Annotated in this window: 19 protein-coding genes; 13 read left to right on the forward strand and 6 right to left on the reverse strand. The window is 64.0% G+C overall.

The window, feature by feature from the left end:
- Positions 1-13: 13 nt before the first annotated feature.
- From AB1555_02690 to AB1555_02720, 7 genes are all read left to right on the forward strand, one after another.
- On the forward strand, positions 14-2,317 hold the full coding sequence (locus AB1555_02690; protein MEW6245599.1) for a CHAT domain-containing protein: 2,304 nt from the start codon (positions 14-16) through the stop codon (positions 2,315-2,317).
- A 242-nt stretch (positions 2,318-2,559) separates the two neighbouring features.
- Positions 2,560-3,372, forward strand: a complete 813-nt coding sequence (locus AB1555_02695) for a DUF928 domain-containing protein (GenBank protein MEW6245600.1) — start codon at positions 2,560-2,562, stop codon at positions 3,370-3,372.
- A 4-nt stretch (positions 3,373-3,376) separates the two neighbouring features.
- Positions 3,377-4,114, forward strand: coding sequence for a DUF928 domain-containing protein (locus AB1555_02700; protein ID MEW6245601.1), 738 nt, complete (start codon positions 3,377-3,379; stop codon positions 4,112-4,114).
- A 219-nt stretch (positions 4,115-4,333) separates the two neighbouring features.
- Entirely contained in the window at positions 4,334-5,110 is a 777-nt protein-coding gene (locus AB1555_02705) for a DUF928 domain-containing protein (GenBank protein ID MEW6245602.1), read from the forward strand.
- A gap of 338 nt (positions 5,111-5,448) precedes the next feature.
- Positions 5,449-5,646 (forward strand): hypothetical protein, encoded by a 198-nt coding sequence (locus AB1555_02710; protein ID MEW6245603.1) that lies wholly within the window; start codon positions 5,449-5,451, stop codon positions 5,644-5,646.
- 173 nt (positions 5,647-5,819) lie between these two features.
- The gene (locus tag AB1555_02715; GenBank protein MEW6245604.1) at positions 5,820-6,173 is read left to right on the forward strand and encodes a hypothetical protein; all 354 of its coding nucleotides are present in this window, start codon (positions 5,820-5,822) and stop codon (positions 6,171-6,173) included.
- Positions 6,174-6,517: 344 nt separating this feature from the next.
- Positions 6,518-6,922 (forward strand): hypothetical protein, encoded by a 405-nt coding sequence (locus tag AB1555_02720; GenBank protein MEW6245605.1) that lies wholly within the window; start codon positions 6,518-6,520, stop codon positions 6,920-6,922.
- A gap of 118 nt (positions 6,923-7,040) precedes the next feature.
- Here the strand turns inward: AB1555_02720 and AB1555_02725 are convergent, their stop codons facing one another.
- Positions 7,041-7,274, reverse strand: coding sequence for a type II toxin-antitoxin system HicA family toxin (locus AB1555_02725; protein MEW6245606.1), 234 nt, complete (start codon positions 7,272-7,274; stop codon positions 7,041-7,043).
- Positions 7,271-7,489 carry a type II toxin-antitoxin system HicB family antitoxin gene (locus AB1555_02730; GenBank protein MEW6245607.1) on the reverse strand — a complete coding sequence of 73 codons (219 nt, stop codon included), beginning with the start codon at positions 7,487-7,489 and terminating at the stop codon, positions 7,271-7,273. The genes AB1555_02725 and AB1555_02730 overlap by 4 nt, the downstream gene beginning before the upstream one ends.
- A gap of 209 nt (positions 7,490-7,698) precedes the next feature.
- On the opposite strand from AB1555_02730, the gene AB1555_02735 reads away from it, so the two are divergent.
- The 6 genes from AB1555_02735 (at position 7,699) to AB1555_02760 (ending at position 17,984) form a co-directional block, all read left to right on the forward strand.
- Entirely contained in the window at positions 7,699-8,196 is a 498-nt protein-coding gene (locus tag AB1555_02735) for a four helix bundle protein (GenBank protein MEW6245608.1), read from the forward strand.
- Positions 8,197-8,207: 11 nt separating this feature from the next.
- A complete protein-coding gene (locus AB1555_02740) occupies positions 8,208-10,946 on the forward strand; it encodes a PAS domain S-box protein (GenBank protein ID MEW6245609.1) in 2,739 nt (912 codons plus the stop codon).
- A gap of 109 nt (positions 10,947-11,055) precedes the next feature.
- Positions 11,056-11,991, forward strand: coding sequence for an ABC transporter substrate-binding protein (locus AB1555_02745; protein MEW6245610.1), 936 nt, complete (start codon positions 11,056-11,058; stop codon positions 11,989-11,991).
- 22 nt (positions 11,992-12,013) lie between these two features.
- Positions 12,014-14,209 (forward strand): ATP-binding protein, encoded by a 2,196-nt coding sequence (locus tag AB1555_02750; protein MEW6245611.1) that lies wholly within the window; start codon positions 12,014-12,016, stop codon positions 14,207-14,209.
- Positions 14,210-14,611: 402 nt separating this feature from the next.
- Positions 14,612-17,347, forward strand: a complete 2,736-nt coding sequence (locus AB1555_02755; protein MEW6245612.1) for a PAS domain S-box protein — start codon at positions 14,612-14,614, stop codon at positions 17,345-17,347.
- A gap of 199 nt (positions 17,348-17,546) precedes the next feature.
- Positions 17,547-17,984 carry a response regulator gene (locus AB1555_02760; protein MEW6245613.1) on the forward strand — a complete coding sequence of 146 codons (438 nt, stop codon included), beginning with the start codon at positions 17,547-17,549 and terminating at the stop codon, positions 17,982-17,984.
- 74 nt (positions 17,985-18,058) lie between these two features.
- On the opposite strand, the gene AB1555_02765 is transcribed toward AB1555_02760, so the two are convergent.
- The 4 genes from AB1555_02765 to rsmA all read right to left on the reverse strand — a co-directional run bounded on the left by AB1555_02765 (position 18,059) and on the right by rsmA (position 23,533).
- On the reverse strand, positions 18,059-18,823 hold the full coding sequence (locus AB1555_02765; protein MEW6245614.1) for a 2OG-Fe(II) oxygenase: 765 nt from the start codon (positions 18,821-18,823) through the stop codon (positions 18,059-18,061).
- Positions 18,824-19,133: 310 nt separating this feature from the next.
- The gene (locus AB1555_02770; protein MEW6245615.1) at positions 19,134-19,832 is read right to left on the reverse strand and encodes an outer membrane lipoprotein carrier protein LolA; all 699 of its coding nucleotides are present in this window, start codon (positions 19,830-19,832) and stop codon (positions 19,134-19,136) included.
- A 308-nt stretch (positions 19,833-20,140) separates the two neighbouring features.
- The gene (locus AB1555_02775) at positions 20,141-22,564 is read right to left on the reverse strand and encodes a DNA translocase FtsK 4TM domain-containing protein (GenBank protein MEW6245616.1); all 2,424 of its coding nucleotides are present in this window, start codon (positions 22,562-22,564) and stop codon (positions 20,141-20,143) included.
- A gap of 147 nt (positions 22,565-22,711) precedes the next feature.
- Entirely contained in the window at positions 22,712-23,533 is an 822-nt protein-coding gene (gene rsmA / locus AB1555_02780; GenBank protein MEW6245617.1) for a 16S rRNA (adenine(1518)-N(6)/adenine(1519)-N(6))-dimethyltransferase RsmA, read from the reverse strand.
- Between the last annotated feature and the right edge of the window lie 16 nt (positions 23,534-23,549).

Here is a 23,549-nt window from a genome sequence, read left to right on the forward strand (position 1 = left end):
GGAGATGGTTCCTATGCCGCATAGAACGCTTGTCGCCATCATCTTCGTTTGCATCACCCTCGCCTTCGCCTTCCCTGCGTTGGCCGCGGGCTCTGAGCCCGCGCCGCCGGAGGGCCTGATGCAGCAGGGGGCGCAGGCGTTTGCGCGCGGGGCGTTCGATCAGGCGCTCTCGCTCTGGAAACAGGCGGCGCAGGAGTACGAACGGGCCGGGAAGGTGCGGGAACGGAGTGAGGCGCTGGTCCGCGCGGCGCAGGCGGCACACTCGCTCGGCCAGCTCAAACAGGCGTTGCAATCGCTGGAGTTGGCGCTGAACCTGGCTCAGCAGATCGGCGATCCCGTCTGGACGGCGGTCGTGCAGGACGGGATCGGGAAAGTCTACTTTGCGAACCGGCAACCCGAAGCCGCCGCGCACCATTTGTCCGAGGCCCTGGAGATCGCGAAGGCGCAGGAGGCGCGCGGGCTGACCGCCGCGATCCTCAACGACCTGGGCATCGTTCGGTCGTTCCATCAGCAGTACCTCGACGCGCTGGCGGCCTTTACCGAGAGCGATCTATTGGCTCAGGGCGCTGATCAACCGGCGCTGGCGATCCGGGCGCGGCTCAATGCGGCGCGCGTCGCGCTCCGCTTGAAACGCCACCAGGATGCGCGCCTGTGGTTGGACCAGGTGTACGATCAACTGAAGGACCTCCCGGCCTCGCACGACAAGGCGACCGCCCTCATCGCGCTCGGCTTGCTGTACCACGAGCTGCGCGGCGCGTTTCCGGACCTCAGCGATCCGCTCGTGCTGCGCGCCGCGGCGGTCTTGCAGGACGCTGCGGCGACGGCGGAACAGATGGGCGACATCCGCACGTTGTCCTACGCCTGGGGCTACCTTGGTCGTCTTTACGAGACGGACCATCGCTACGACGACGCGCTGACCCTGACGCGCCAGGCGGTCTTCGCGGCCCAGTCGGCGAGCGCCCCGGAATCGCTCTATCGCTGGCAATGGCAGACCGGCCGCATTCTCGCCGCGCAGGGCCGACTCGACGAGGCCATCTCGGCCTACCGCAGCGCCACGGCCACCCTGCAGCCGATCCGTCCGGAGGTGGCGACCGCCTCGCAGGATGCCGGGTCGCCCGGTCAGGGCACCGTGCGCCCGCTCTATTTCGAGTTCGCCGATCTGCTGCTGCAACGCGCCGCGCTGACGGAGGAGGGCCCCGCGTCCCAAGGCTATCTGAGGGCCGCGCGGGACGCGATCGAGGCCTCCAAGGCCGCCGAGCTCCGCGATTATTTCCGCGACGAGTGCGTCGACGCGTTGCAGGCGCACACGACCACGCTGGATGCCATTTCCACGACCACTGCGGTGCTATACCCGATCATTTTCGCCGATCGGACCGAGTTGCTGGTGAGCCTGCCGACCGGGTTGAAGCGGGTGACCGTCCCGGTTCCGTCGACGACGCTGACACAAGAGGTCCGGACCTTCCGGCGCCTGTTGGAGAAGCGGACGACGCGCGAGTACCTGCCCCACGCGCAGCAGCTCTATGAATGGTTGCTGCGACCGCTCGACGCGGACCTGAAGGCTTTCGCCATCGACACGCTGGTGGTGGTGCCGGACGGTCCGCTCCGGACGATCCCCCTCGCCGCCCTGCACGACGGCGCCGAGTTCGTGATCCAGCGCTACGCCATCGCCACTACGCCGGGCCTCAATTTGACCGATCCGCGCCCCCTCAACCGCGAGCGGCTGAAGATGCTGGCCGGCGGCCTCACGCAAGCCGCGCAGGGCTTTCCGCCCCTGCCGCACGTGACCATCGAGCTGCAGGCGATCCGCGCGTTGTACGGCGGCAAGCAACTGGTCAATAAGCAGTTCCTCGTGGCCGGCCTGGAAAAGGAGCTGAAGGAGAAGCCGCTGTCCGTCCTGCACATCGCGTCGCACGGCCGCTTCGAGAAAGACGTGGCGCACTCGTTCGTCCTGACTTACGACGACAAGCTGACGATGGCCAAGCTGGACCAGTACGTGGGGCTCTTCCGGTTCCGGCAGGACCCCCTGGAGCTGCTCACATTGAGCGCCTGCGAGACCGCGGCCGGCGACGATCGCGCCGCGTTGGGCTTGGCCGGCGTGGCGATCAAGGCCGGCGCGCGCAGCGCGCTCGCCACGCTGTGGTCCATCAACGACGAGGCCTCGTCCACGTTGGTGGCCGAGTTCTACAAGCAACTCCGCGATCCGGCCGCGTCCAAGGCCGTGGCGCTCCAGCGCGCCCAACTGAAACTGCTGAGCGATCCCGTGTATCGGCATCCGGCGTATTGGTCGCCGTTCTTGTTATTGAACAACTGGCTGTGACCAGGATGTTGAAAAAACTTTTCGGGACTCGTGTGGGCAGTTCTTCCCCCTCTCCCTTGAGGGGAGAGGGTGCGGGTGAGGGTGGAGGAATCGGGGCTTGGTACGGGGGCGAGGGATATTTCGAAGTCGGGTGCGACGACCTTTTTGAACATCCCGGTTGAGCACCCATAGCCCTGAGCGTAGGAACCATGCTAGACTCTCGGCGTTCCCACCCCATGACATGGCCGGTTCTCGGAGGATCTATGCGCTTCCTCCTGATCCTGACGGCCGCCGCTCTCGCCCTCGGTTTCGGTGCTTCGCCGCCGGGACTCGCCGCCGAGCCCTCCCCGCAGGCCCCGATTGAACAGGTGCAAAACGCCCCCAAGTTCATCGAGCCGACCGTGCCGGTCTACAAACCGCGCAAAGGCAGCGCGCTCCGCGGCCGGGTGGACGGCGGGTTCCGCGGAGGAGACAAAGGCGAGCCCGTCGTCAAGGTCCTCGCGCCCGCCGACCATATCGGCTTCACCATTCGCAAGGCGCCGGCCCTGTATTGGTACCTGTCCCAGGCAACCACCTATCCGATCGAATTCACGCTGGTGGACAACCGGCACTATCAGCCGGAGCTGCAGGTGTCGCTCAAACCTCCCCCCTGCCCCGGCATTCAGATGGTCGGGCTCGCCGAGTACAACAAGACGCTGGAGGAGGAGGTGCAGTATTGGTGGCACATCGCCGTGATCGTCGACCCCGAATCCCGGTCGAAAGACATTCACTCGGCGGGCGCCATCGAACGCATTCCCTACCTGGATGCCCTCGTCGAGGGCAGGACCGCCTGTAAGGACCCGCTGGACGTCTTCTGCCTGTATGTGGAGTCCGGACTCTGGTACGACGCCATCCAGGTGATCTCCGACTTGATTACGGCGCATCCGAAGGATCGGGTTCTGCGCCTGATGCGCGCGTCCCTGTTGGACCAGGTGGGGCTGAACGACGTGGCCGACTATGACCGGATGCAGAACGGCACGCCGTGTCCGGCGCGCAAGGTGGAGGCGGACTCAGCGACCGCGTCCGCGCAACGGTAACCCTATGAACTCTCGAAGGCCGGTCATACGGTGGCTGGCGGTCTGCAGCCTGAGCCTCTCCGGCGGAGTCTTCGCCGCCGTCGCCCCGGCGACGGAATTCCAGCTTGCCCGAGAGGCGGATTCGCCGGCTCCGCTCTACAAACCCCGCGAGCGCGCCACGCCGCGCGCCCGCGTGTTCGGGCCGACCCGCGGGATCGAGGCCGACGCGCCGCAGGCGCTGGCTCTGGTTCCGGATCACATCGGCTTCACCGTGTCCGCGCAACCGACCCTCTACTGGTACCTGTCGAAGACGACCTCCCTGCCCGTCACCTTCACCCTGATCGACACGCGGGTCATCAAGCCGCTGTTTCACGTGACGCTCGCGCCTCCCCGCCGCGCGGGGCTGCAGGCGATCCGGCTGAAGGATTACGGGATCACGCTGGAAGAGCACGTGCAGTATCGCTGGTTCGTCTCTCTGGTCCCCGATCCGAATTCGCCGGCGCGCGATATCGTCACGGGCGGGGTGATCGAGCGTGTGGTGGCCAATGAAGCCGGCTGCGGCCTATCGGTCGCGGCCTCGCTGGATGCGGCCCGGTGTTACGCGGAAGATGGGTTGTGGTACGACATGTTCGCCGCCATCTCCGACCTCATCGCGGCGTCGCCCCAGGACCGGGCCCTTCGCCGAATCCGCGCCTCGTTCCTGCAGCAGGCCGGCTTGCCGGACGTCGCCGCCTGGGACTTGCGCCAAGGTGGGAGTGAGTAGTTTGAAAATACGGGTCCTGTCACCGCCCGGCCGGGTACCCGTTGCTCCGCTCCGGTTGCAACGGGTGAAAGCTCGCACCCCGCCCGGTGTAAGGACCCCGCTGCGCGCGGACGGGCTCCCAGGGCGGTGCCACCCGCATTAGTTGCACCCTCTCCCCTGGAGGGAGAGGGTTAGGGTGATGGGGCGCGTTTTCATACTGCTCGGGTGCGTCAAGAGCACATGGTGACTCACAAGAAGAACGAGGCCTTCCCTCTTCTCCTTCTCCTCAGCGCGGCTCTCCTGGTCGGCGGGTTTGTCGCCGGTGTGCCCGGTGTCGTCGCGGCTCCTGCGCCGGCGGAGCCGGCCGCCGCTCAGATCCGCGAGCCCGCGGCGGCTCCCGACCGGCCGTTGCCAGCGTACAAGCCTCGGAAAGACAGCGTTCCGCGGGCGAGAATCGGCGGGCCGGCGCGTGGCGGCGAGCCCGGTGATCCGGCGCTGGTCGCGTTGGTTCCCGACCATGTGGGCCTGACCTTGAAAAGCGACCCTTCGCTCTGCTGGTTCCTCTCGCGACCGACGACGCAGCCCTTGACCCTCACGATTCTGGATTCCCGCGCGATCAAGCCGATCCTCGAAGCGACGTTGCCGTCGCCCGCCCGTCCGGGCTTGCAGTGCGTGCATCTCAGAGACCACGGCATTACGTTGAAGGAACGGGAACAATACCGGTGGTTCGTCACGCTGGTGCTCGATCCGGACAAACCCTCGCGCGATATCGTGAGCGGCGGCATGATCGAACGGATCCCGTTCAGCGAAGGATGCGCCTTGGGACTCCCCTGTTCCTGGACCTGCGAGTTGGACGCGGTCTATCAGTACGCGGAGAACGGGCTCTGGTACGACGCGATCGCCTGCCTGCTTGAATTGATCAAGGCGGCTCCCGATGATCCGTTACTGCTGAGGGTGCTTGATCACCTGCTGAAGCAATCCGACATTCATCTGCCTCCCGTTCGCCGCGCCGGATAATCACCGCATTGTTTGTGTCCGTTATCGTTTTGGATACGCCCCGCATCGCTTTCGATACACTGTGCCGGCCGTCATCGGCCGGGCTGTCTTCGCTCGGCCTTCCTGTTTTCCTACATGCGGTTGAAAAACTAGGAAGTCCATGGTGGCGCGGTATTACGTGCTTTTCAGAGACACATGGCATGGGTGTTGCTGACTTCATGCTGTGAAAACAGCGAGCAGCGAATAGCTGGTAGCTCATAGCTCTGAGTTGTCGGCGTTTGGCTATTCGCTACCAGCTACTCGCTACTTTCTAGACACAGAGAGTCTGGGTGAGGGGGATTTCAAAGGAGAACCATACCATGGACTGGGACATCGTCACGTGGGGATTGCTCATCGGGATGGCCGGTATGGTGTGGCTGATGGTTCTCGCCACGTGGGGTGCAGATCGACCCCCCGACCGTGCGGCTGAAGCTCATCCTGACGAGTCCGAGGGTTCCGTTGCGCAAGAACCGAGGACCGGCCGCCGACTGGTCGAACGACGCTCCCACGCGGCCTGATCCGCCATGACAAGAGCGAGTAGCTGGTAGCGCACAGCAAACAGACGGGCAGAGAATAGCCGGGAGTTCGTCGCTGTTCGCTATAAGCTGTTCGCTATTCGCCGTGAGCAAATTTGTGATGCGCGAGTGAGCCGAACGCTCATGAAGACTCCAGAACGATCACTCGCCGTGAGATGAAGAGTAACGCCATGCAGCCCGATGTGACCAACCATGGGACGCCTCGAACCGGCCGGGTGAGGAGAGCCAGGCTGTCCGTGAAGCCGGAGAAACGCCGGCTGACCTTGAACTTACCCGCGGATTTGCTGGAGCGATTGCGCAACACGGTCTATTGGAACCCCGGCCTGACGATGGCGAAACTCGTGACAGAAGCCGTCAGCGATGCGCTGGACCGCTTGGAACGCCGCAACGGAGAACCGTTCCCCCAGCGCATGGAGGAACTCAAGCCCGGTCGTCCGCGCACGTGGAAGCCTGTATCTGAACCAATACGCCCCCGTATCCAGACAGATAACCCCGCCGCACGTCTCTAAACGAGTCTGCCCAGGCCCTCTCGGTTCCCTTCCGCAAGTTCTTGGTTTTTCAGTCGTTCCTTCACCAACGTCACGCGCTCGCCATCTGAAAAATAAGCATGCATTTTGCGTTGAGTCACGACCGCTTGCTCCCCTTTCCCCCACGCCTGCCAAAGCCCTTGCGCCTCACCTTTTCCCCTGCGGGAGGGAAGGCCGGGATGGTTGGGAAATTGGGAATGTGGAATGTGGAGTCAGAAGCGAGGATTCAGCGTTTTCGGTCTTGGTAATACTCGACAAGCTTCAGCACCCCAACGGCTGCGATGGCAAAGACACCGAGCGAGATGATCCAAAGGAGGAGGGGATCCATGACTCAGTTCCTTTCCTCGGGTGTGACGACCACCGCGACGGCCAGAAGCACAAAGGCCACAGCGGAACCCGTGAGCGCCGTCCAGCCGGCGATCTTGCTATCGGGCAAAATCGCTCCTACACCGACTACGGTCAACAAATACTTCGCAAGGTCGAACAGCAAACTCGAAACTTTCTCCCGTTTGTTGTGGTGTGCGCCCTTCACTGGAAAGCATTCTATATCCACCGAATGGTCAAGTAAAGCCGGACTCTGGGGCGATGCGTTTGCACTCCCCTGCCGACGACACGGGGAAGCGGAGGTCGCGGTCTCCGCGTTCAACGCGCTGAACGACAAGCACAAGGAGCATCCCCTGGGGGATGAGATCGGCAGCCGCGTGCGGGGATGGGTGACCCTGAAATTTTGAATGAGGAATGTGGAATGTGGAATGAGGAATTCCCCTCACCCTGCCCCTCTCGGGGCGCCCGTTGCTCTTCCAATGCAACGGGCCAAGGGGGAGAGGGGAACGGAGAGGAGAGGTGCGCTTACAGGTCTTCCAACATTTTTTGAAACGCCTCAGGCGTGAGGTCTATCTCGCGCAGAATTTCCCGGATCAAAGGCCAGGCCAGATCACTGCCGGAGGGGTGAGGAACGGTGGTCGTCCGCCCGTCGGGGTGTCGGTAGAATTTATGGCTGCCTTTTTGGCGCGTCACGGAAAAGCCCAAGCGGAGCAGCGCCTTTTCCATCGTCTTGGCGTCAACGATGGGCAGACGGCTCAAACCGAGACCTCAATTTGTTGGAGGCCGACAAATCGAGGGGGATTCTCCGCGAGGTCCCGGTGCTCTTCCAGACAGAGTTCCAGAACCTCCTTGAGGTTTCTCTGCAGCTCATCGAGTGACTTTCCTTGGGTATGGGCGCCCGGGATCCCAGGCACAAAGCCGACATACAGTTTGGTTTCCGGATCCCATTCCAGATACGCGGTGAATGTCTTCACTGGGCACCTCCGTTTCCAGATGTATCCACTACAGAGAAGCGAGCGAAAAGTCAATGCGCGATCGGCAGCCGGGTGCGGGGATGGGTGACACTGAAATTTTGAATGAGGAATGAGGAATTCCCCTCACCCTTCCCCTCTCCCCGATGGGGAGAGGAGACAGAAGAGGGGAACGGGAGAGTCACCCTGAAATTCTGAATGAGGAATGAAGAATGTGGAATGAGGAATGCGGAATGAGAAATGCCCTGACGAACCTACACGACATTTGGGATGAGGAGGCGATGACGAGAAAAAACGTTGTTCAAGAGAAGAGTTTCGCTTTTGCCTTACAGATCGTCAAGCTGAGCCGACGCCTCCGGCTTGACCGGAGAGAATTGATTCCGTCCGGGCAACTCATTCGCTCCGGCATTTCGATCGGGGCGAACATTGAGGAAGCCATAGCCGCACAAAGCAAAAGAGATTTTCTTGCGAAGATGTCCATTGCCATGAAAGAGGCGCGCGAAACCCTTTACTGGTTACGGATCTTCCACGAATCCGGCCTGGCGAATAGTCCGGAAGTCACCATGTTGCTTCAGGAGTGCCGGGAGCTTACGAATCTCCCCAGCAGTATCACGTTGACGACCCGTCAAAACCTCCAGGCGAACAAGCGTGTTTCTTCTCCCGATGCTATGAATTCCTCATTCCACATTCCTCATTCCACATTGGGATAGTGGAGGCAGCTATGACCACCGCAACGGCTGAACACAGCGTGCTCATTGTCGACGATGAAGAGGATATCGTCTTGACGCTGCGGGACCTGCTGGAGCACGACGGGTACCGGGTCGATTTCGCCGGCACCTGCGCCGAGGCCATCGCCCGCGCCGCCGAACGCCATTACAACGCGGTGCTGCTCGACCTGACTCTGCCCGACGGCGACGGGCTCACCGTGTTGAAGGCGCTGCAGGAGCGCGACCCGACGCTGCCGGTCATCGTCCTGACCGCCGACGTCTCGACGGACCGGCGGGTCGATTTGCGGACCCAAGGCGCCTTCGATTATCTGACCAAGCCCTATAACCGCGACGATCTGCGCGCCACGCTGCGCAAGGCGGTCGGGGTCAAAGCCCTTGCCGTGAAGGCGGCCCGGGTGGAACACGCCTTGACCGAGAGCCAGGAACGGTTCCGCTCACTGGTCGAGTCGGCGACGGACGCCATCGTCGTCGCCGACCACCGCGGCCGCATCCTCTCCTGGAACCGGGCGGCCTCGACCTTGTTCGGCTATGCCGAGGCCGAGATTCTGGGCCGGCCGCTGACCGCGCTGATGCCGGCCCGTTACCGGGAGGCGCACCAGAATGGCCTGCAACGCCTCCGCGCCGGCGGCGAGACCCGCCTCATCGGCAGAGTGGTCGAGCTGGAAGGGCTCCGGAAGGACGGCAGCGAGTTTCCGCTGGAACTCTCGCTGGCCACGTGGCGGACGCGGACCGAGACGTTCTTCAGCGGGATCATCCGCGACATCTCCGAACGGAAACGGGTCCAGGCGGCGCTCGGGGTGAGCGAAGAGCGCTTCCGTTCTCTGGTGTCGAACATTCCCGGCGCCGTCTATCGCTGCGCCTGCGATCCCCACTGGACGATGGAGTTCCTGACCGACGGCGTCCAGGATCTCTGCGGGTATCCCGCGTCGGACTTTCTCGGCAACCGCGTCCGGTCGTACGCCAGCGTCATCCATCCGGACGATCGGGCGACGGTCGAGCGACAGGTCCATGAGGCGGTAGCGCAGCGACGGCCGTACGTCATCGAGTATCGGCTGTTGCACAGCAACGGCGACGTCCGATGGGTGTACGAGAAGGGGCAAGGAGTCTTCGAGGACGGCCGGGTGCGCTGGCTCGACGGGGTCATCGTGGACATTACGGACCGCAAGCGGGCCGAAGCGGCGCTCCAGGACAGCGAAGAGCGGTATCGCGCGCTCTACGAAGACAACCCGTCCATGTACTTCATGGTCGATCCCGACGGGAGGATCCTCTCGGTCAATCCTTTCGGCGCCGAACAACTCGGCTACACCGTCGCGGAGCTCCTCGGCCGGCCGGTCCTGTCGGTGTTTCACGCCGAGGACCGCCAGGCCGTGGCCCGGGAACTCGAGATGTGCCTGGAACACTTCGGCCGGGCGATCAGTTGGGAATTGCGTAAGGTCCGGAAGGACGGGGTCGTGATTTGGGTCCGCGAAACGGCCCGGGCGGTGCAAACCGCCGCCCACGGGCCGGTCGTGTTGATCGTCTGCGAGGACATCACCGACCGCAAACGGGCCGAAGATGCGGAGCGGGAAAGCGAAGAGCGGTTCCGCCAGTTGGCCGAACAGATCAGAGAAGTCTTTTGGCTCAGCGATGCCGAGAAAAATCGGATCTATTATGTCAGTCCTGCGTACGAGCAGATCTGGGGCCGCCCCTGCGACGCGCTCTACGCCTCGCCTCGGTCGTGGTTGGACGCCATTCATCCCGACGACCGGCCCCGCGTGCTCGAGGCGGCGCTCACCAAGCAAGTCGGCGGAGAGTACGACGAAGAGTATCGGATCGTGCGGCCGGACGGATCGGAGCGGTGGATTCGGGACCGCGCCTTCCCTGTCCGTGACGCGACCGGCCGAGTGTATCGGATCGCCGGGCTCGCCGAGGACATCACCGACCGCAAACGGATCGAAGCAGCCCTGCGCGACAGCAACGAGCGCCTGGACCTCGCGGTGCGGGGGTCCACCGACGGGCTATGGGACGGCCGCGTCATCCCCGGCGAGCACTGGTCCTCCCCGCGGACGCCGGTCTGGTGGTCGCCCCGCCTCAAAGAGCTGTTGGGGTTTGCCGACGACGAGTTCCCGGACGTGCTGGAGAGTTGGTCCTCCCGCCTCCATCCCGACGATAAGGACCGGGTCTTTGCCGCGCTGACGGCGCACATCGAGCGGAAGGAGCCGTATGACGTGGAATATCGGTTGCTGAACAAGGCGGGCGAATACCGGTGGTTCCGCGCCAGAGGGCAGGCCGTCTGGGACGACCAGGGTCGGCTGGTCCGAATGGCCGGCTCCCTGCAATGCGTCACCGACCGGAAGCGCGCGGAGGAAGCCCTGCGCGCGAGCGAGGAGCGGTTGCGGCTGGCGCTTCGCGCCGCCGACTTGGGGGTGTGGGATTGGGACCTCCGCTCGGGCCGCGTGTATTGGTCCGAGACCGTCGAAGCGTTCTTCGGCCTCCCTTCCGGTTCGTTCCCCGGGACGCATGCCGCGTACCTCGATCTCATTTACCTCGAGGATCGCGGCCTCGTGCTGCAGGCCGTTCAGGACGCCGTCGAGGGACGAGCGGCGTTCGAGATCGAGCATCGGGTGGTCCGGCCGGACGGCACGCTGCATTGGCTGGCCTGGTCGGGCCGGGTCATGCGGGAGACGGACGGAACGGCGATCCGGATCCTCGGCACGGTGCGGGACGTGACGACAGCCAAACAACGCGCGTGAAGGGGAAGAGCAGCTATCAGCTACACCCCTCACCCTCCCCTCTCCCACCACCGGGGGAGAGGAGCAAGGTGAGGGGGATTTTCGACCGGGGCATGAGGAGCCCGACTTGGTGAGGAGACGGTCGTTCGCCACCACCCTGTTCTTCATCTGCCTGCCGATGATGATCGGCGAGGCCGCCGGTTTATTCCCCGCCGCCGCCGCCGAGTTCGCCATTCTCAAATCCTCCAACATCAAGGCGTACAACGACGCCGTCGACGGCTTCAAAGCGGCGGCGCCCAACGGCTCGACCTTCGGGGAATACGATCTGGACGGCGACCTGGACCGGGGCCGCAAGCTCGCGCGCAAGATCCGCGCGTCGGACGCCGCGTTGGTCCTGGCCGTGGGCTTGAAGGCGGCGATAGCCGCCAAACTGGAGATCGTCGATACCCCGGTCATCTACGTGATGGTGCTCGACCCCTCGAAGCATGATCTGACGGCGCCCAACATGACCGGCATCCTTCTGGAGGTGCCGCTCGACCGGCAGCTCGGCACGATCCGGTCGCTCCTGCCCGGCCAACGGCGCGTCGGCGTCATCTACGACCCGAGCAAGACCTCGGCCGTCGTGGAGGAGGCGCGCCGCCAGGCCAAGGCCTACGGCTTGGAACTCGTGGCCGCTCAAGTGTCGAGCGAAAAGGACGTGCCGGCCTCGCTGCGGACTCTGCTGCCGACCGTCGGGGCGCTGTGGCTGGTCCCGGATTCGACGGTCTTGACCGATGAGTCGCTCAGGTACATCCTAAACACGGCCTTGGACCAGAAAGTCCCGGTCATCGGCTTTTCGCCGGAATTCGTCCGGAGCGGCGCGCTGCTCAGTCTCTCGGTGAACTACAGAGACATCGGCCGCCAGGCGGGCGGTCTGGCCCGTCGGATTCTGGACGGCCACGTCAGCCTGCCGCTCAAGGCGGTTCCGGCCGACCGGATCAAGATGACCCTGAATTTGAAAACGGCGCGGTTCCTGGGCATCGACATTCCCAAGGAGATCGAAGCCCGCGCCGATGAAACGTATTGAGCCCCGAACTCTGAGGCAGCCGATGGATCGCCATCCGCATCAACGTTTCGTCAGTCTGCGGACGAAGTTCGTGGCGCTCTCCGGCCTGATCATCGTGGCGACCACCTCGAGCGTGAGTTGGTATTTCGTCCAGGACAAGCGCGCGGCGATGACCGAGCGGTTGACCGGTCTGGGCTCCGTGCTGGTCAAAAATCTGGAACATACGGCCCATTATTCCATCATCAGCGAGGACCGGCCGACGCTGGCGACGTACACGGACGGCGTCATGGAAGTGGACGAAGTCGTGTACGTGGTGATCACGGGCTCGGACGGCACCGTCCTGGCGGCCAAGAGCAAGGGCCATCTCACCGGGCGGCCGGATTTTTCCCGCTCTGCCGACCAGCCGCTGTATCCGGATCCGTCCTTGGCGCGCCGCCTGATCGAGACGCCCTCGCCCGAGCCGCGGATCATGCATCTGCGGGACCCGGACGGAGAATCGTTCTACGATTTCGCCCTGCCGGTCGTGCAGTCCAGCCGGGAAAAGTTGCGCTCCCAAGCGTTGGCGCTGCAGTTGGAGGAAAGCTTCAAGGAGCAGGGTGCGCCGAAGGAGCCGGTCTACGGCGTGATCCAGATCGGCCTGACCGAGGCGAAACTCCAGCGCGCCCTGACCGACATCGTCAAGAACATCGTGCTGATCACGTCGGCGATTATCGCGGCCGGCATTCTGGGGACGCTTCTGCTCACCGCGCGGATCATCACGCCGCTGCGCAGCCTGGCGGCGATGGCGCGGCGGGTAGCCGAGGGGGATCTGGCCGCCTCGGCGACGCCCACGACCCGGGACGAAGTCGGCCAGCTCACGCTGTTGTTCAACCAGATGACGGAATCGCTGAAAGAGCGCGACCAGGCGATCTCCGCCAATCTGGAAACCATCCGGCGGCAGGTGAACCAGTTGACCACCCTGAACCAAGCCAGCGCGGCCATCACCTCGACGCTCGATCTCGACAAACTGCTGACGACCGTCCTTCATCTGCTGCTCGACAACCTGGGCTTCGCCCGGACGATCCTGATCCTCTACGACAGCGAGCGGGGAATCGCCTACACGGGTCGCGTCGCGGGCGTTCCGCCCGACGTGGAACGGAAAGCCCGGTCGCTGGAAATTCCGGTGCAGGACGACGGAAGCCTCGACGCGGATCTGCTGCTTCACGGCAAGCCGGTGCTCGCGCTCAACATCGAGACGGTGGCGCAGCGCATGCATCCCGACATGAAGTCACTCGCCATGGAGGTCGGCATCATCTCGTTCGTCGCCGTGCCCCTCCGCAGCAAGCAGCGCGTCCTTGGCTACCTGGCGGCGGACCGGGGCAGCCCCCGCTGCACGCAAGAGGACCTCGAACTGCTGATGACGGTCGCCAGCCACGTCGCGGTGGCGCTGGACAACGCTCGCGCCTACCTCGAACTGGAACTGCTCACACAGACGCTCGAAAAGCGCGTGCAGGAGCGGACGCAGGAATTGCGGGCGGCGAACGAGGCGCTCGAAGAGCAGGACAAGCGCCGCGCGGCGTTCATCAAGGTCGCCTCACACCAAATGCGCACGCCCATGGCGGTGATCAGCGGCAGCGTGGACAACATGTTGGATGGTTTGACCGGAGCGTTGACGGAGAAACAGTCGACATACCTGCTCCGAATGAAGAAAAACGTGGCCGACCTCACGGACCTCATCAACCGGCTGTTGAGCTGGATGGAGATCGACCCCCGGCGCGCGCAACTGACGCTCACGCGGTGTTCGCTGTGGGAGATCATTACGGATTTGGTCGAGAGCCTACAGATGATGGCGGAGAAAGAGGGGGTCAAGCTGGTGGTCAAGCCCGCGCCCAACCTCCCCCCGATCATGGCCGATCGGAGTTGGATCAGGGAGGTGTTCTCCAATCTCATCAACAACGCCATTAAGTTCACGCCGCCCGGGGGCCAGGTCGCGATCGAGTTTCTCGTCCGGGACGACGGGTTCCTCCAAACCTGCATCACCGACACGGGCTGCGGCATCGATGCGCAGGAATTGCCTAAGCTCTTCCACGAATTCGTCAAAATCATATCGAGTCGTCCCGACAAACAGGGGTCCCGTCTCGGCCTGGCCATCTGCAAGCAAGCTATCGAGCTTCACGGCGGGACGATTTGGGTGGAAAGCCGGCTCGGCGAAGGCAGCCGCTTCTTCTTTACACTCCCGCTCGACGCACGGGTGACCTGACCCGGGCCGCGTTCCGCATCCCGCATCCATAATTCCTCATTCATCATTCCTCATTCCTAATTTTTCTCAGCCAGGTGTATCCCATCCGATACCGTTTCGTATTGCATTCGATACCCCCGGCTCCGCCGATCTCCGGAAAAACCCTGTATTCTCTGCAACTCGTCTCCCCATCTTTCCCATAGAATCAAGGGGTTCTTGCGGACCTTCTCGGCCCGTGAATGACCGGCGTCGTGGCACGCCGGTTGCTCCTTCCCTGCCTAGAATATGCCCCCTCACCCTCCCCTCTCCCCCAGGATGGGGGGAGGATAAAGGTGAGGGGTGAGCCAAGGGCTCATGAAGACTGTGTCACAAGCTGAACCGGCGATGGTTTCGGATCCCGAGAGCGAACGAAGGAACTCCGCCATGCCCGCTCCCTCGGTCCTCATTGTGGACGACAACCCCGACATCCGCGATTCACTCAGCGATATGTTGATCCACGAAGGGTACGCCGTCGAGAGCGTCGGGTACGGCGCCGACGCCATCCAGCACATCAAGCAGAAGCGGTACGGGGCGGCCATCCTCGACATGCAACTCCCCGACCTGGACGGCCTGTCGGTGCTCAAGGTCATCACGGAGCTGGACCCGAACTTGCCTATCGTGGTCATTACGGCGTACGGCACCAACGAGAACCGGTCGGGGTCGCTGACCCGCGGCGCGTTCGCCTACCTGACCAAGCCGTACGATTCCGGAGAGGTCAAGGCGATCCTGCGGCGGGCCTTCTCCGTCAAAGGTCTCGAGGTGCGGGCTGAGCACGTCGAGCAGGCGTTGCGGGCCAGCGAGGCGCGATTCCGCACGCTGGTCGAATCCGCCACCGACGCCATCGTGCTCGCCGATCACCGGGGGCACATCATCTCCTGGAACCAGGCGGCGGAGCGCCTGTTCGGCTATAGCAAGCAGGACGCGCTGGGCCGGCCGGTGACGATCCTCATGCCCGCGCGCTACCGACCGTCCAACGAGGCGGCCCTGGCGCGGCTGGAACGCACCGGCCAGTCCACGCTGGTCGGGAAAACCCTGGAATTCACGGGCCTCACGAAATCCGGGCAGGAGTTTCCCCTGGAACTGTCGCTCGCGTCGTGGACCACGAAGGACGGCACCTATTACAGCGGCATCATCCGCGACATCAGCGAGCGCAAGCGGGCCGAGGACGCGCTGCGCCGGCTCAGCCGCCACAACCAACTCCTGCTCGATTCGGCCGGCGACGGCATCTACGGCCTCGACCTCGAAGGACGCACCACGTTCGTCAACCCGGCCGCGGCCCGCATGCTGGGCTGGGAGATCGCCGATCTGCTCGGCCGGCCCATGCACGATTTCGTCCACCACGCGCATGGCGACGGCAGTCCCTACCCGCCGGAAGCCTGCCCGATTTATGCCGCGCTCAAGGACGGCGCCGTCCACCAGGTGCACAACGAGGTCTTCTGGAGGAAGGACGGCACCGGCTTTCCGGTCGAGTACGTGAGCACGCCCATCCACGAAGAGGGCGCGCTCGTCGGCGCCGTCGTGGTCTTCAAGGACATCAGCGAGCGGAAACGGGCCGAAAGCCTTCAGCAAACCCAGTTGGCGATCAGCCACGTCCTGGCGGCGGCGGACACCCTCGAGGACGCGGCGCCGCACATTCTGCAAGCGGTCTGCGACACCGCCGGATGGGAACTGGGGGTCCTGTGGCTCATGGATCACGGCGCCCGCGCGCTGCGGTGCGAGACCATCTGGCAGAAGCCGGACGCCGGTCTGGACGAATTCGCGGCGCTCAGCCGCGCGACGACGCTGCCGCCCGGCGTCGGGTTGCCGGGCCGTGTGTGGTCCGCCGGCGACGCCGCCTGGATCCTCGACGTCGTCAACGATCCGAATTTCCCGCGGGCGCCGGCCGCCGCCCGCGTCGGCCTGCACGCCGCCTTCGCCTTTCCCATTCGCGTGGGTGGTCACCTCCACGGGGTCATCGAATTCTTCAGCCGCGCCGTTCGCGAGCTGGACGGCACGTTGCTCAAGATGATGGCCGACATCGGCATGAAGATCGGCCAATTCGTCGAGCGGAAGCAGGCCGCCCAGGCGCTGGTGCGGGCGTACGAAGAAACCGAAAAGATTCTCGCCAGCCTCCCCGGCGCCATCCTGATCGTCGACAGCCGGGAGGAGATCGTGTACGCCAACGCGCTGGCCGTGCAGTATTTCGGAGGGTACGACCGCGCGACACTGGTCCGGCGTCGCCTGCATGACGCGCTCAAGCTCCCGCCGCCCGCCCGCGAACGACTCGAGCGCGAGCTGGCCGCCGTCCGCGCGGGCAACCCCCGGCCGCCGGACCCCGAGTTCGAGGCGGACAAGCGGGTCTATCGGTACCGCCTGTTTCCCCTGATGCTGCGCGCCGGCGAGCCGCCGCGGACGGGCATGATCATCTGGGACGTGACGGAGGAACGGCAGCTCCAGGATCACTTGCTGCAGACCGAAAAGCTGGCCAGCCTCGGCACGATGGTCTCCGGCATGGCCCATGAGATCAACAATCCCGCCCAGGCCATCCTGGGCATGGCGGAACTGCTGCTGGAAGAACGGGACCTGGAGAGGGTTCGCGAGTACGCCGCGGATATCATCGCCTACGCGAAACACGTCTCCGGCGTCGCCCGCGACTTCGCCGGCTATACCCGCTTGACGTCCCGAGACGGAGAATGCGAGGTGGACCTCCGTGAGCGGTTGGCCGAGGGGGTCAAGATGGTGCGGCGCGGCCCGCATTTCGGGTATGTCGAGGTCGTGACGACCTTCGAGCCCGTTCCGTTGCTCCGCGCCCGCAAGGCGGAGATCGACCAGCTCTTCATCAATCTGATCAACAACGCCGTCCAGGCGATGAACGGCCGCGGCCGCCTGACCCTTTCCACGGCGGTCGAACAGGAGCAGATCATCGTCCGCGTCGACGACACCGGGTGCGGCATCCCGAAGGCGATGCTGCATAAAATTTTCGATCCGTTTTTCACCACCAAAGAGCCGGGAAAAGGCACGGGCTTGGGATTGAGCATCGTGTACCGCATCGTCGCCAAATACGGGGGGACGCTCGGCGTCGAGAGCGAAGAAGGAAAAGGCACCCGATTCATCATCAGGTTTCCGCTCCATGGCGGGTAACGGCCGGCAGCGAATAGCTCAGAGCTGCCCGCTGCTCGCTACTTGTTACTCGCCGCCATGCAAGTGCCCCCTCACCTTTCTCCTCTCCCCCCGGGGACCCGTTGCTCTGCAAGTTGCAACGGGTGATGGGGAGAGGGATGGGGTGAGGGGGAAGCTGATGACTGAGAGCTGACGGCTATTTCTGAAACAGGAGGACTTTATGCACGCGCAGTCCGAAGATTCGCCGACCGGACGGCTCGGCCGCGTCCTGGTCGTCGACGACGAGGCGTCGGTCCGGAAGCCGATCACCCTGTCGTTGCAAAAGGCCGGCTATGAAGTGATCGAAGCGGAGAACGGCGAGCAGGCAATCGAGACGTTGAACGCGGGGGACAACCCGCTTTTGGTGGACACGATTCTATGCGACATCCGCATGCCGAAGATCAACGGGATCGACGCCATCGCGTATTTTCGGTCGCAATATCCTTCGATTCCGGTGGTCGTGCTGACCGGCTATCCGGATGCCGAGCTGGCCGTGTCGCTGATGAAGGCGGGCGTGCGGGATTACCTGGTCAAACCGGCCACGAAAGACGACCTGCTCCGGATCATCCGGCACGCGGTCGAGCACCACGAGCTGTTCAAGGATCAGTTCGTCGCATAACGAGCGAACAGCGCATAGCTGGTAGCTCGGAGCGATTCGCTACCGGCTTTCTGCTCTCGACTATGAGCGATCAGCTATTCGCTGCTCGCTACTCGCGGCTTGCTTCCCCGCGTGAAGACGGTCCGCAGCCCGAAGTAGCCGAAGGCGTCCTTCAGGTTGGAATAGATCCGTTTGAAGGGCCCCATCTCCGGGTTGGTCACATACTCCATCGTCAGGACGATCCGCTCCTCGCCCTCGGCCAGCGGCGTGACCGCGTGCCAGAGCTTGTCCCCGTTGAAGATGACCAGGTCGCCGGGCTCGGTCTTCAGCTCGAGATGCCGGGGGGTTTTGCCCGGAACATCTTTATAGAGCTCGCACACCAGCCGGCAGTGGTCGGACCGATCCACCAGCCCCATCAGGATCGTGTAGCGGGCGCCTTTGTAGTAAGACGTGTCGTAGTGAAATCCGATATGGTCTCCGGGCTCCGTGTAGTAGTAGAGGGCGCAGGAATGGGGATCGTGGTCCGGACAGAGCGTCACCCGGGCGTCGACCAGCCGGTCGAGAAAATTCATGAACGCCGGTGAGCGGTACAGATCGAGAAAGCGGGGCGCCTTCTCGATGACCGTGAAGTAGCTGACGCTGCCCCCTTTCTTCCGGCCCGGGATGTAATTGCGGTTCAGCTCCGATTTGACGGATTGGGCCTGCGGCACCAGGAGCGCCTCGACCACCGCCCGAGGCAGGAACTCCTTGAGATAGACGAACTCATTCTGATCCCAGTACTCCTTCTTCACCCGCTCGAAATCAAGCGCGGCCACCGCCTGCTCGACGGCCTCGGCAACGAGCCCAGTCGTTATCTGCATCTTTTCATCCTTTCCTAGCCCTGATCCGAAATTCTTTCCAATCTTGAGTCCCCTACTCTCCTCACGCTCCCTTGGGGGAGAAGCTGCCGTGAGGCGGTTCTTCTCGAACCTACCCTCACCTGTCTCCTCTCCCTCCCTCGGGAGGGAGAGGATCCTTTCGGGAAACGGAGAAAGGCATCTTTTTCGAGACAACTATTTTCGGATCAGGGCTAGTTCTGAGTGCTGAGTTCTATGTTCTGAGTGTATAGACTGCGTCTCACCTCCTGGTTACTCACTCGGAACTCAACACTCAGAACTCACAACTACCCGCCTACGGCGGGCTCAGCGCCGGCGCTTTGACCACTTCGACGCCGGGCGGCACCTGGAATTCAAACACCGCGTCCTTCAAGCCCGTGTTCGGCTTGAGCCCGTTGAATTCGAAGGTCGCGACGTTCCCGCTGATCTCGTGTAGCGAGAGGCTCTTGATGAAATACGTCTTCGGTTGGACCTCCATTACGATCCGGTCCAGCGTGCGGACCGCTTCCGAATCCCTCCGCTTGGGCAGCAGCGTGACGAGCGGCAGCCCTCCCGCCCCGCGAGCTTTGCCGGGCGTCGGTTCGATGACGAACTGCTCCTCCAGCTTGGCCGCCCCCTGCAGCAGTTCCAACGGCGCCTTCGAGGCCGCCATCTGCGTCAACTTGCCGACCAGCACTTGCTTGTGCTCGGGCACGTACATCTTCACGTCGTCGTGGTTGACGTAAATCTCCTCGACGGACGGCTCCACGTAATCCCACCGCAGCCGCCCCGGCTTCTTGATATACACCCGGCCGGAGGACGCGATCGCCGTTGCAAAGCCTTCGATCCTGGTTTTCTGGGTAAACTCCGCCTGCAGGTCCTTCGTCTGCTCATACCGCGCCTGCACCTTCTTCACAACCTCTCTGACTTCCCTGAGCGCCTTGTCCTCCGTCCCCTCCTCAGCCGCGCGGGCCGGTAGAACCGACCAAAAGGAAAAGGCCAGCAAGCAAGACACAAAGCTCAAGAGGGTGCGGCAGCATGGAAAGCAAGGTCGCGGAGGAGCCGGTACCAGACCACATCTACTGGGAGTGATGGGGGTTGCGTCGCGAATTGCGCGCAGGCTCGGGCCCCGCACTTGCCGACCAGATGCGGTACGCCTTGGCGGACGGCGAGCACTGTTCGAAGTTCCGTTTAAGCGGAACTTTAAACGGAACAAGTTGCGCAGCCGGGCAGATGGGAGGCTTAGTGCGGTCGAGCCGGAGCGCCTGAGCAGAGCAGCCCCCATCGCTCCACGACCTTGGCACATTTCGCTCAAACAACTTCTCAAACTTCTTCCCCCACCGGCCCGCGCCTTCCCAACACCTCGCGCCGCCCATCCCGCGCCGGCGCGCTCACCAACCCCTCCTGCTCCATCCGTTCGATCATCCGCGCCGCCCGCGGGTACCCGACGCGCAGCCGGCGTTGGATCAGCGAGGCCGACGCCTGCCCGGAGGACAACACGATCTCTTTGGCCTGCTCGTACACTTCGTCCTGCTGCTCCTCCTCGGCCGCTTCTTCTTGGCGCAGCGCCTGCAGTTCCTCGCTGTAGGTCGGCGCGGCCTGCTGCTTGACGAACTCGACCACGCGCCGGACGTCGTCGTCGGCCACAAAGGAGCCGTGGAGGCGGGTGATCCGTCCCGTGCCGGAGGCGAGATACAGCATATCGCCTTTTCCCAGCAGCGCCTCCGCACCGTTCGCGTCGAGAATGGTCCGCGAGTCGGTCTTCGAGGACACCTGGAACGCGATCCGCGCCGGGAAGTTGGCCTTGATCAGTCCCGTGATGACATCCACCGAGGGACGCTGGGTCGCCAGCACGAGATGAATGCCGGCCGCGCGGGCCATCTGCGCCAGCCGCGCGATCTTGTCCTCCACGTCTTTCGGCGCCACCATCATGAGATCGGCCAGTTCGTCGATCATGACGACGATGTACGGCAACGGCTCCGGCGGAGTCTGCGGCGGCGTAGCCGCCCCGGCCGCGCTCCCCTCGGGAGCGGCGCTCTCGCCGGCGGACAGCCTCTCTTCTTCGGACAGAAAACGGATCGGCAACTCGGTCTGCTCCGGAGCGCCGGCCGACTTGCCTTCCGGCAGCACGCCCTGAGCCGCGGCGACCCGCCGGTTGTAGGCGTCGATATTGCGCACCCCCGCCTCGGCCAACAGTTTGTAGCGGCGCTCCATCTCCTGCACGACCCAGCCGAGTCCCCGGGCCGCCGACTTGGGATCGGTGATCACGGGCCGCAGCAAATGCGGAATGCCGTCGTAGGACTGCAACTCCAGCATCTTCGGGTCGATCAAGAGCAGCTTGACTTCGTCCGGCCTGGCGGAAAACAAAATGCTCAGCAGCATCGTGTTGAGGCTGACGCTCTTGCCGGCTCCCGTCGCGCCGGCGACCAGGAGATGCGGCATGGCTTTCAGATCGGCGGTGACGGGCACGCCGAAAATGTCTTTGCCCAGCGCCAACGTCAGCTTGGACCGTGATCGCGTGAAGGCGTCGCTCGTGACCACTTCTTTGAACGACACGGTTTCGCGGTAGCGGTTCGGCACCTCGATCCCGACCACCGATTTGCCGGGCAAGGGCGCGACGATCCGCAGGCTCATCGCTTTCAGGGCCAGGGCCAGGTCGTCGGCCAGGTTCACGATGCGGGCGACCTTGACGCCGGGCGCCGGCTCGAATTCGTACATCGTCACCACCGGTCCCGGATGAACTTCCGTGACCTTGCCCTCGATGCCGAAACTCAAGAGCGCGCGCGTCAGCACATCGGACTGCGCCTTCAGCTCCTCCTCGGTCATGCGCGCCAACGGGCCGGAAGGATCGCTCAAGAGTTCGTTCGGATCCGGCAGCACGTAGCCAGTGGACACGACCCTCGGCGGCGTCACGTCGGGCTCCGGGTCCGCCTCCTCCGCGGGCTTGGGGACGGGCTTGGCGCCGGTGCGAATGCGCGGCAGCTCCGGCATCGCCGGGAGTTCAAGCTCTTCTTCCTCGTCGATCTCGTCGGCCCCGGTAGCCCGGTTCATCCGCGCCGTCTTGGGCTTGGCTCTCCGCCCGGCCTCTTCTCGCTCTTCGCCCCCGGATCGTTCGGGCATCAGCGCCGACGCCGCTTCTTTTACGGACCCCCACCACGCCGGCACCCGTCGAGACAGGCCCAGCAGCGACACCGGCACCACGCCCAACAACGACACCACCAGACCGGCCAGGATGATGATGTGGGCGCCGGTGCTGGCGAAATACGCGCGCAGGCCGTCCGCGATGAACCGGCCGCAGACCCCGCCCGCCATCCCGCGGGAGACCAACCCGCTCGACCAGGTCGGCACGCCGACGACCTCCAGATGGAACAAAGCGCTCAACAGCAGCAGGAACGCCAGCGAGCTGATCGCGCCGCGAACCGTCACCCCGACCCACCCTTGCGTGAAGCAGCGGACCCCCAAGAGCCCCAAGGCGAACGGGAAGACGTAGGCGGCGGCGCCGATGACGTGAAACAACACGGCCGCCAGGAACGCGCCGGCCGTGCCGATAAGGTTGTGCGCGGGTGTCTCGGCGGACGATCCCGCCCCGACCGACTGGACATCTCCGGGCACGAAGGAGACGAGACTCAGCAACGTCAGGAGACTCAGCGCGATGAGCAGGACGCCGATGATCTCGCGCTGGAGATGGGAAGAACGGGAAGAAGCACTGCGGGCGTCACCGCGCTTTGCCGTGGTGGATACACCCATATCGCGCGGATGGTAACACCTTGACCGGCACGGGGCAAGAGGCGGCGCGCTGGTGGCGCGCCGGACGGCGCGAATGAGGAATGTGGAATGTGGAATGGTCAGGATTACGTGACGACTCCGAGCTCCGCATTCCGCATTCCGCATTCCTTATTCCGCATTCCGCATTCCGCATTCCCTCGAGCGGAATGCTCTGGCGAGCGCCACGTACTCATCGAGTGAGAGGGTCTCCGCGCGACGGGAGGGGTCGATGCCGCACTGCTTCAGCGCATGAACGATCAGTTCCTGCGGAATCCCTTCGTCCCGGAGCGAGTTGGACAGCGTCTTGCGCCGATGGGCGAAGGCGGCCTTGACGATCCGCCTGAAGCCAGCCTCCTCTTCCTTTCCTAGTCGGCCGGTGGGCCTTATCGCGAAACCGACCACGGCGGAGGCGACGTCCGGACGCGGGCGAAAACACTCGGCCGACACGTGAAAGGCCGGGCGCACGTCGGCGGCGTAGCTGGCCAGCACGGACAGGACCCCGTAATCCTTGGTGCCCGGTTGGGCGACCAGCCGATCGGCCACCTCGGCCTGCAGCATCAGCGTCATGCGGGCGATCCGGTCGCGGGCATCGAGGAGCCGGAACAGCAACGGGGTCGAAACGTAATAGGGCAGATTCGCCACGACGACCGTTCGAAGCGGCAGCGACTCATACGGAAACTCCAACGCGTCCCTCAGGCGCAGATCGAGATTGGCGCGTCCGCGAAATGCCTCCGCCAGATACGCGTGCAGTTTCGGGTCGAGCTCGACGGCGATCACCCGCCCGGCCGCTTCGCAGAGCAGGTGCGTCAGAATCCCCCGCCCCGGTCCGATCTCCAGCACGGTCTCGTCGGCCCGCGGGGCGGCAAGCGAGACGATTTTGCGGGCGATGTTCTGATCGACCAGGAAATGCTGGCCCAGACGTTTGAGGGCCGGTGGGAGAGGAAGCGTCATAGAATCTTCAACCCAG

Source organism: Nitrospirota bacterium (assembly GCA_040755395.1).
Taxonomy (GTDB): domain Bacteria; phylum Nitrospirota; class Nitrospiria; order Nitrospirales; family Nitrospiraceae; genus DATLZU01.

What these genes read in the sequence shown, in the direction of transcription:
- AB1555_02690 (MEW6245599.1), top strand. Translation starts at nt 14, where the DNA reads ATGCCGCATAGAACGCTTGTCGCCATCATCTTCGTTTGCATCACCCTC.
- AB1555_02695 (MEW6245600.1), top strand. Translation starts at nt 2,560, where the DNA reads ATGCGCTTCCTCCTGATCCTGACGGCCGCCGCTCTCGCCCTCGGTTTC.
- AB1555_02700 (MEW6245601.1), top strand. Translation starts at nt 3,377, where the DNA reads ATGAACTCTCGAAGGCCGGTCATACGGTGGCTGGCGGTCTGCAGCCTG.
- AB1555_02705 (MEW6245602.1), top strand. Translation starts at nt 4,334, where the DNA reads ATGGTGACTCACAAGAAGAACGAGGCCTTCCCTCTTCTCCTTCTCCTC.
- AB1555_02710 (MEW6245603.1), top strand. Translation starts at nt 5,449, where the DNA reads ATGGACTGGGACATCGTCACGTGGGGATTGCTCATCGGGATGGCCGGT.
- AB1555_02715 (MEW6245604.1), top strand. Translation starts at nt 5,820, where the DNA reads ATGAAGAGTAACGCCATGCAGCCCGATGTGACCAACCATGGGACGCCT.
- AB1555_02720 (MEW6245605.1), top strand. Translation starts at nt 6,518, where the DNA reads ATGACTCAGTTCCTTTCCTCGGGTGTGACGACCACCGCGACGGCCAGA.
- AB1555_02735 (MEW6245608.1), top strand. Translation starts at nt 7,699, where the DNA reads ATGTGGAATGAGGAATGCGGAATGAGAAATGCCCTGACGAACCTACAC.
- AB1555_02740 (MEW6245609.1), top strand. Translation starts at nt 8,208, where the DNA reads ATGACCACCGCAACGGCTGAACACAGCGTGCTCATTGTCGACGATGAA.
- AB1555_02750 (MEW6245611.1), top strand. Translation starts at nt 12,014, where the DNA reads ATGGATCGCCATCCGCATCAACGTTTCGTCAGTCTGCGGACGAAGTTC.
- AB1555_02755 (MEW6245612.1), top strand. Translation starts at nt 14,612, where the DNA reads ATGCCCGCTCCCTCGGTCCTCATTGTGGACGACAACCCCGACATCCGC.
- AB1555_02760 (MEW6245613.1), top strand. Translation starts at nt 17,547, where the DNA reads ATGCACGCGCAGTCCGAAGATTCGCCGACCGGACGGCTCGGCCGCGTC.
- AB1555_02765 (MEW6245614.1), bottom strand. Translation starts at nt 18,823, where the DNA reads ATGCAGATAACGACTGGGCTCGTTGCCGAGGCCGTCGAGCAGGCGGTG.
- AB1555_02775 (MEW6245616.1), bottom strand. Translation starts at nt 22,564, where the DNA reads ATGGGTGTATCCACCACGGCAAAGCGCGGTGACGCCCGCAGTGCTTCT.
- rsmA (MEW6245617.1), bottom strand. Translation starts at nt 23,533, where the DNA reads ATGACGCTTCCTCTCCCACCGGCCCTCAAACGTCTGGGCCAGCATTTC.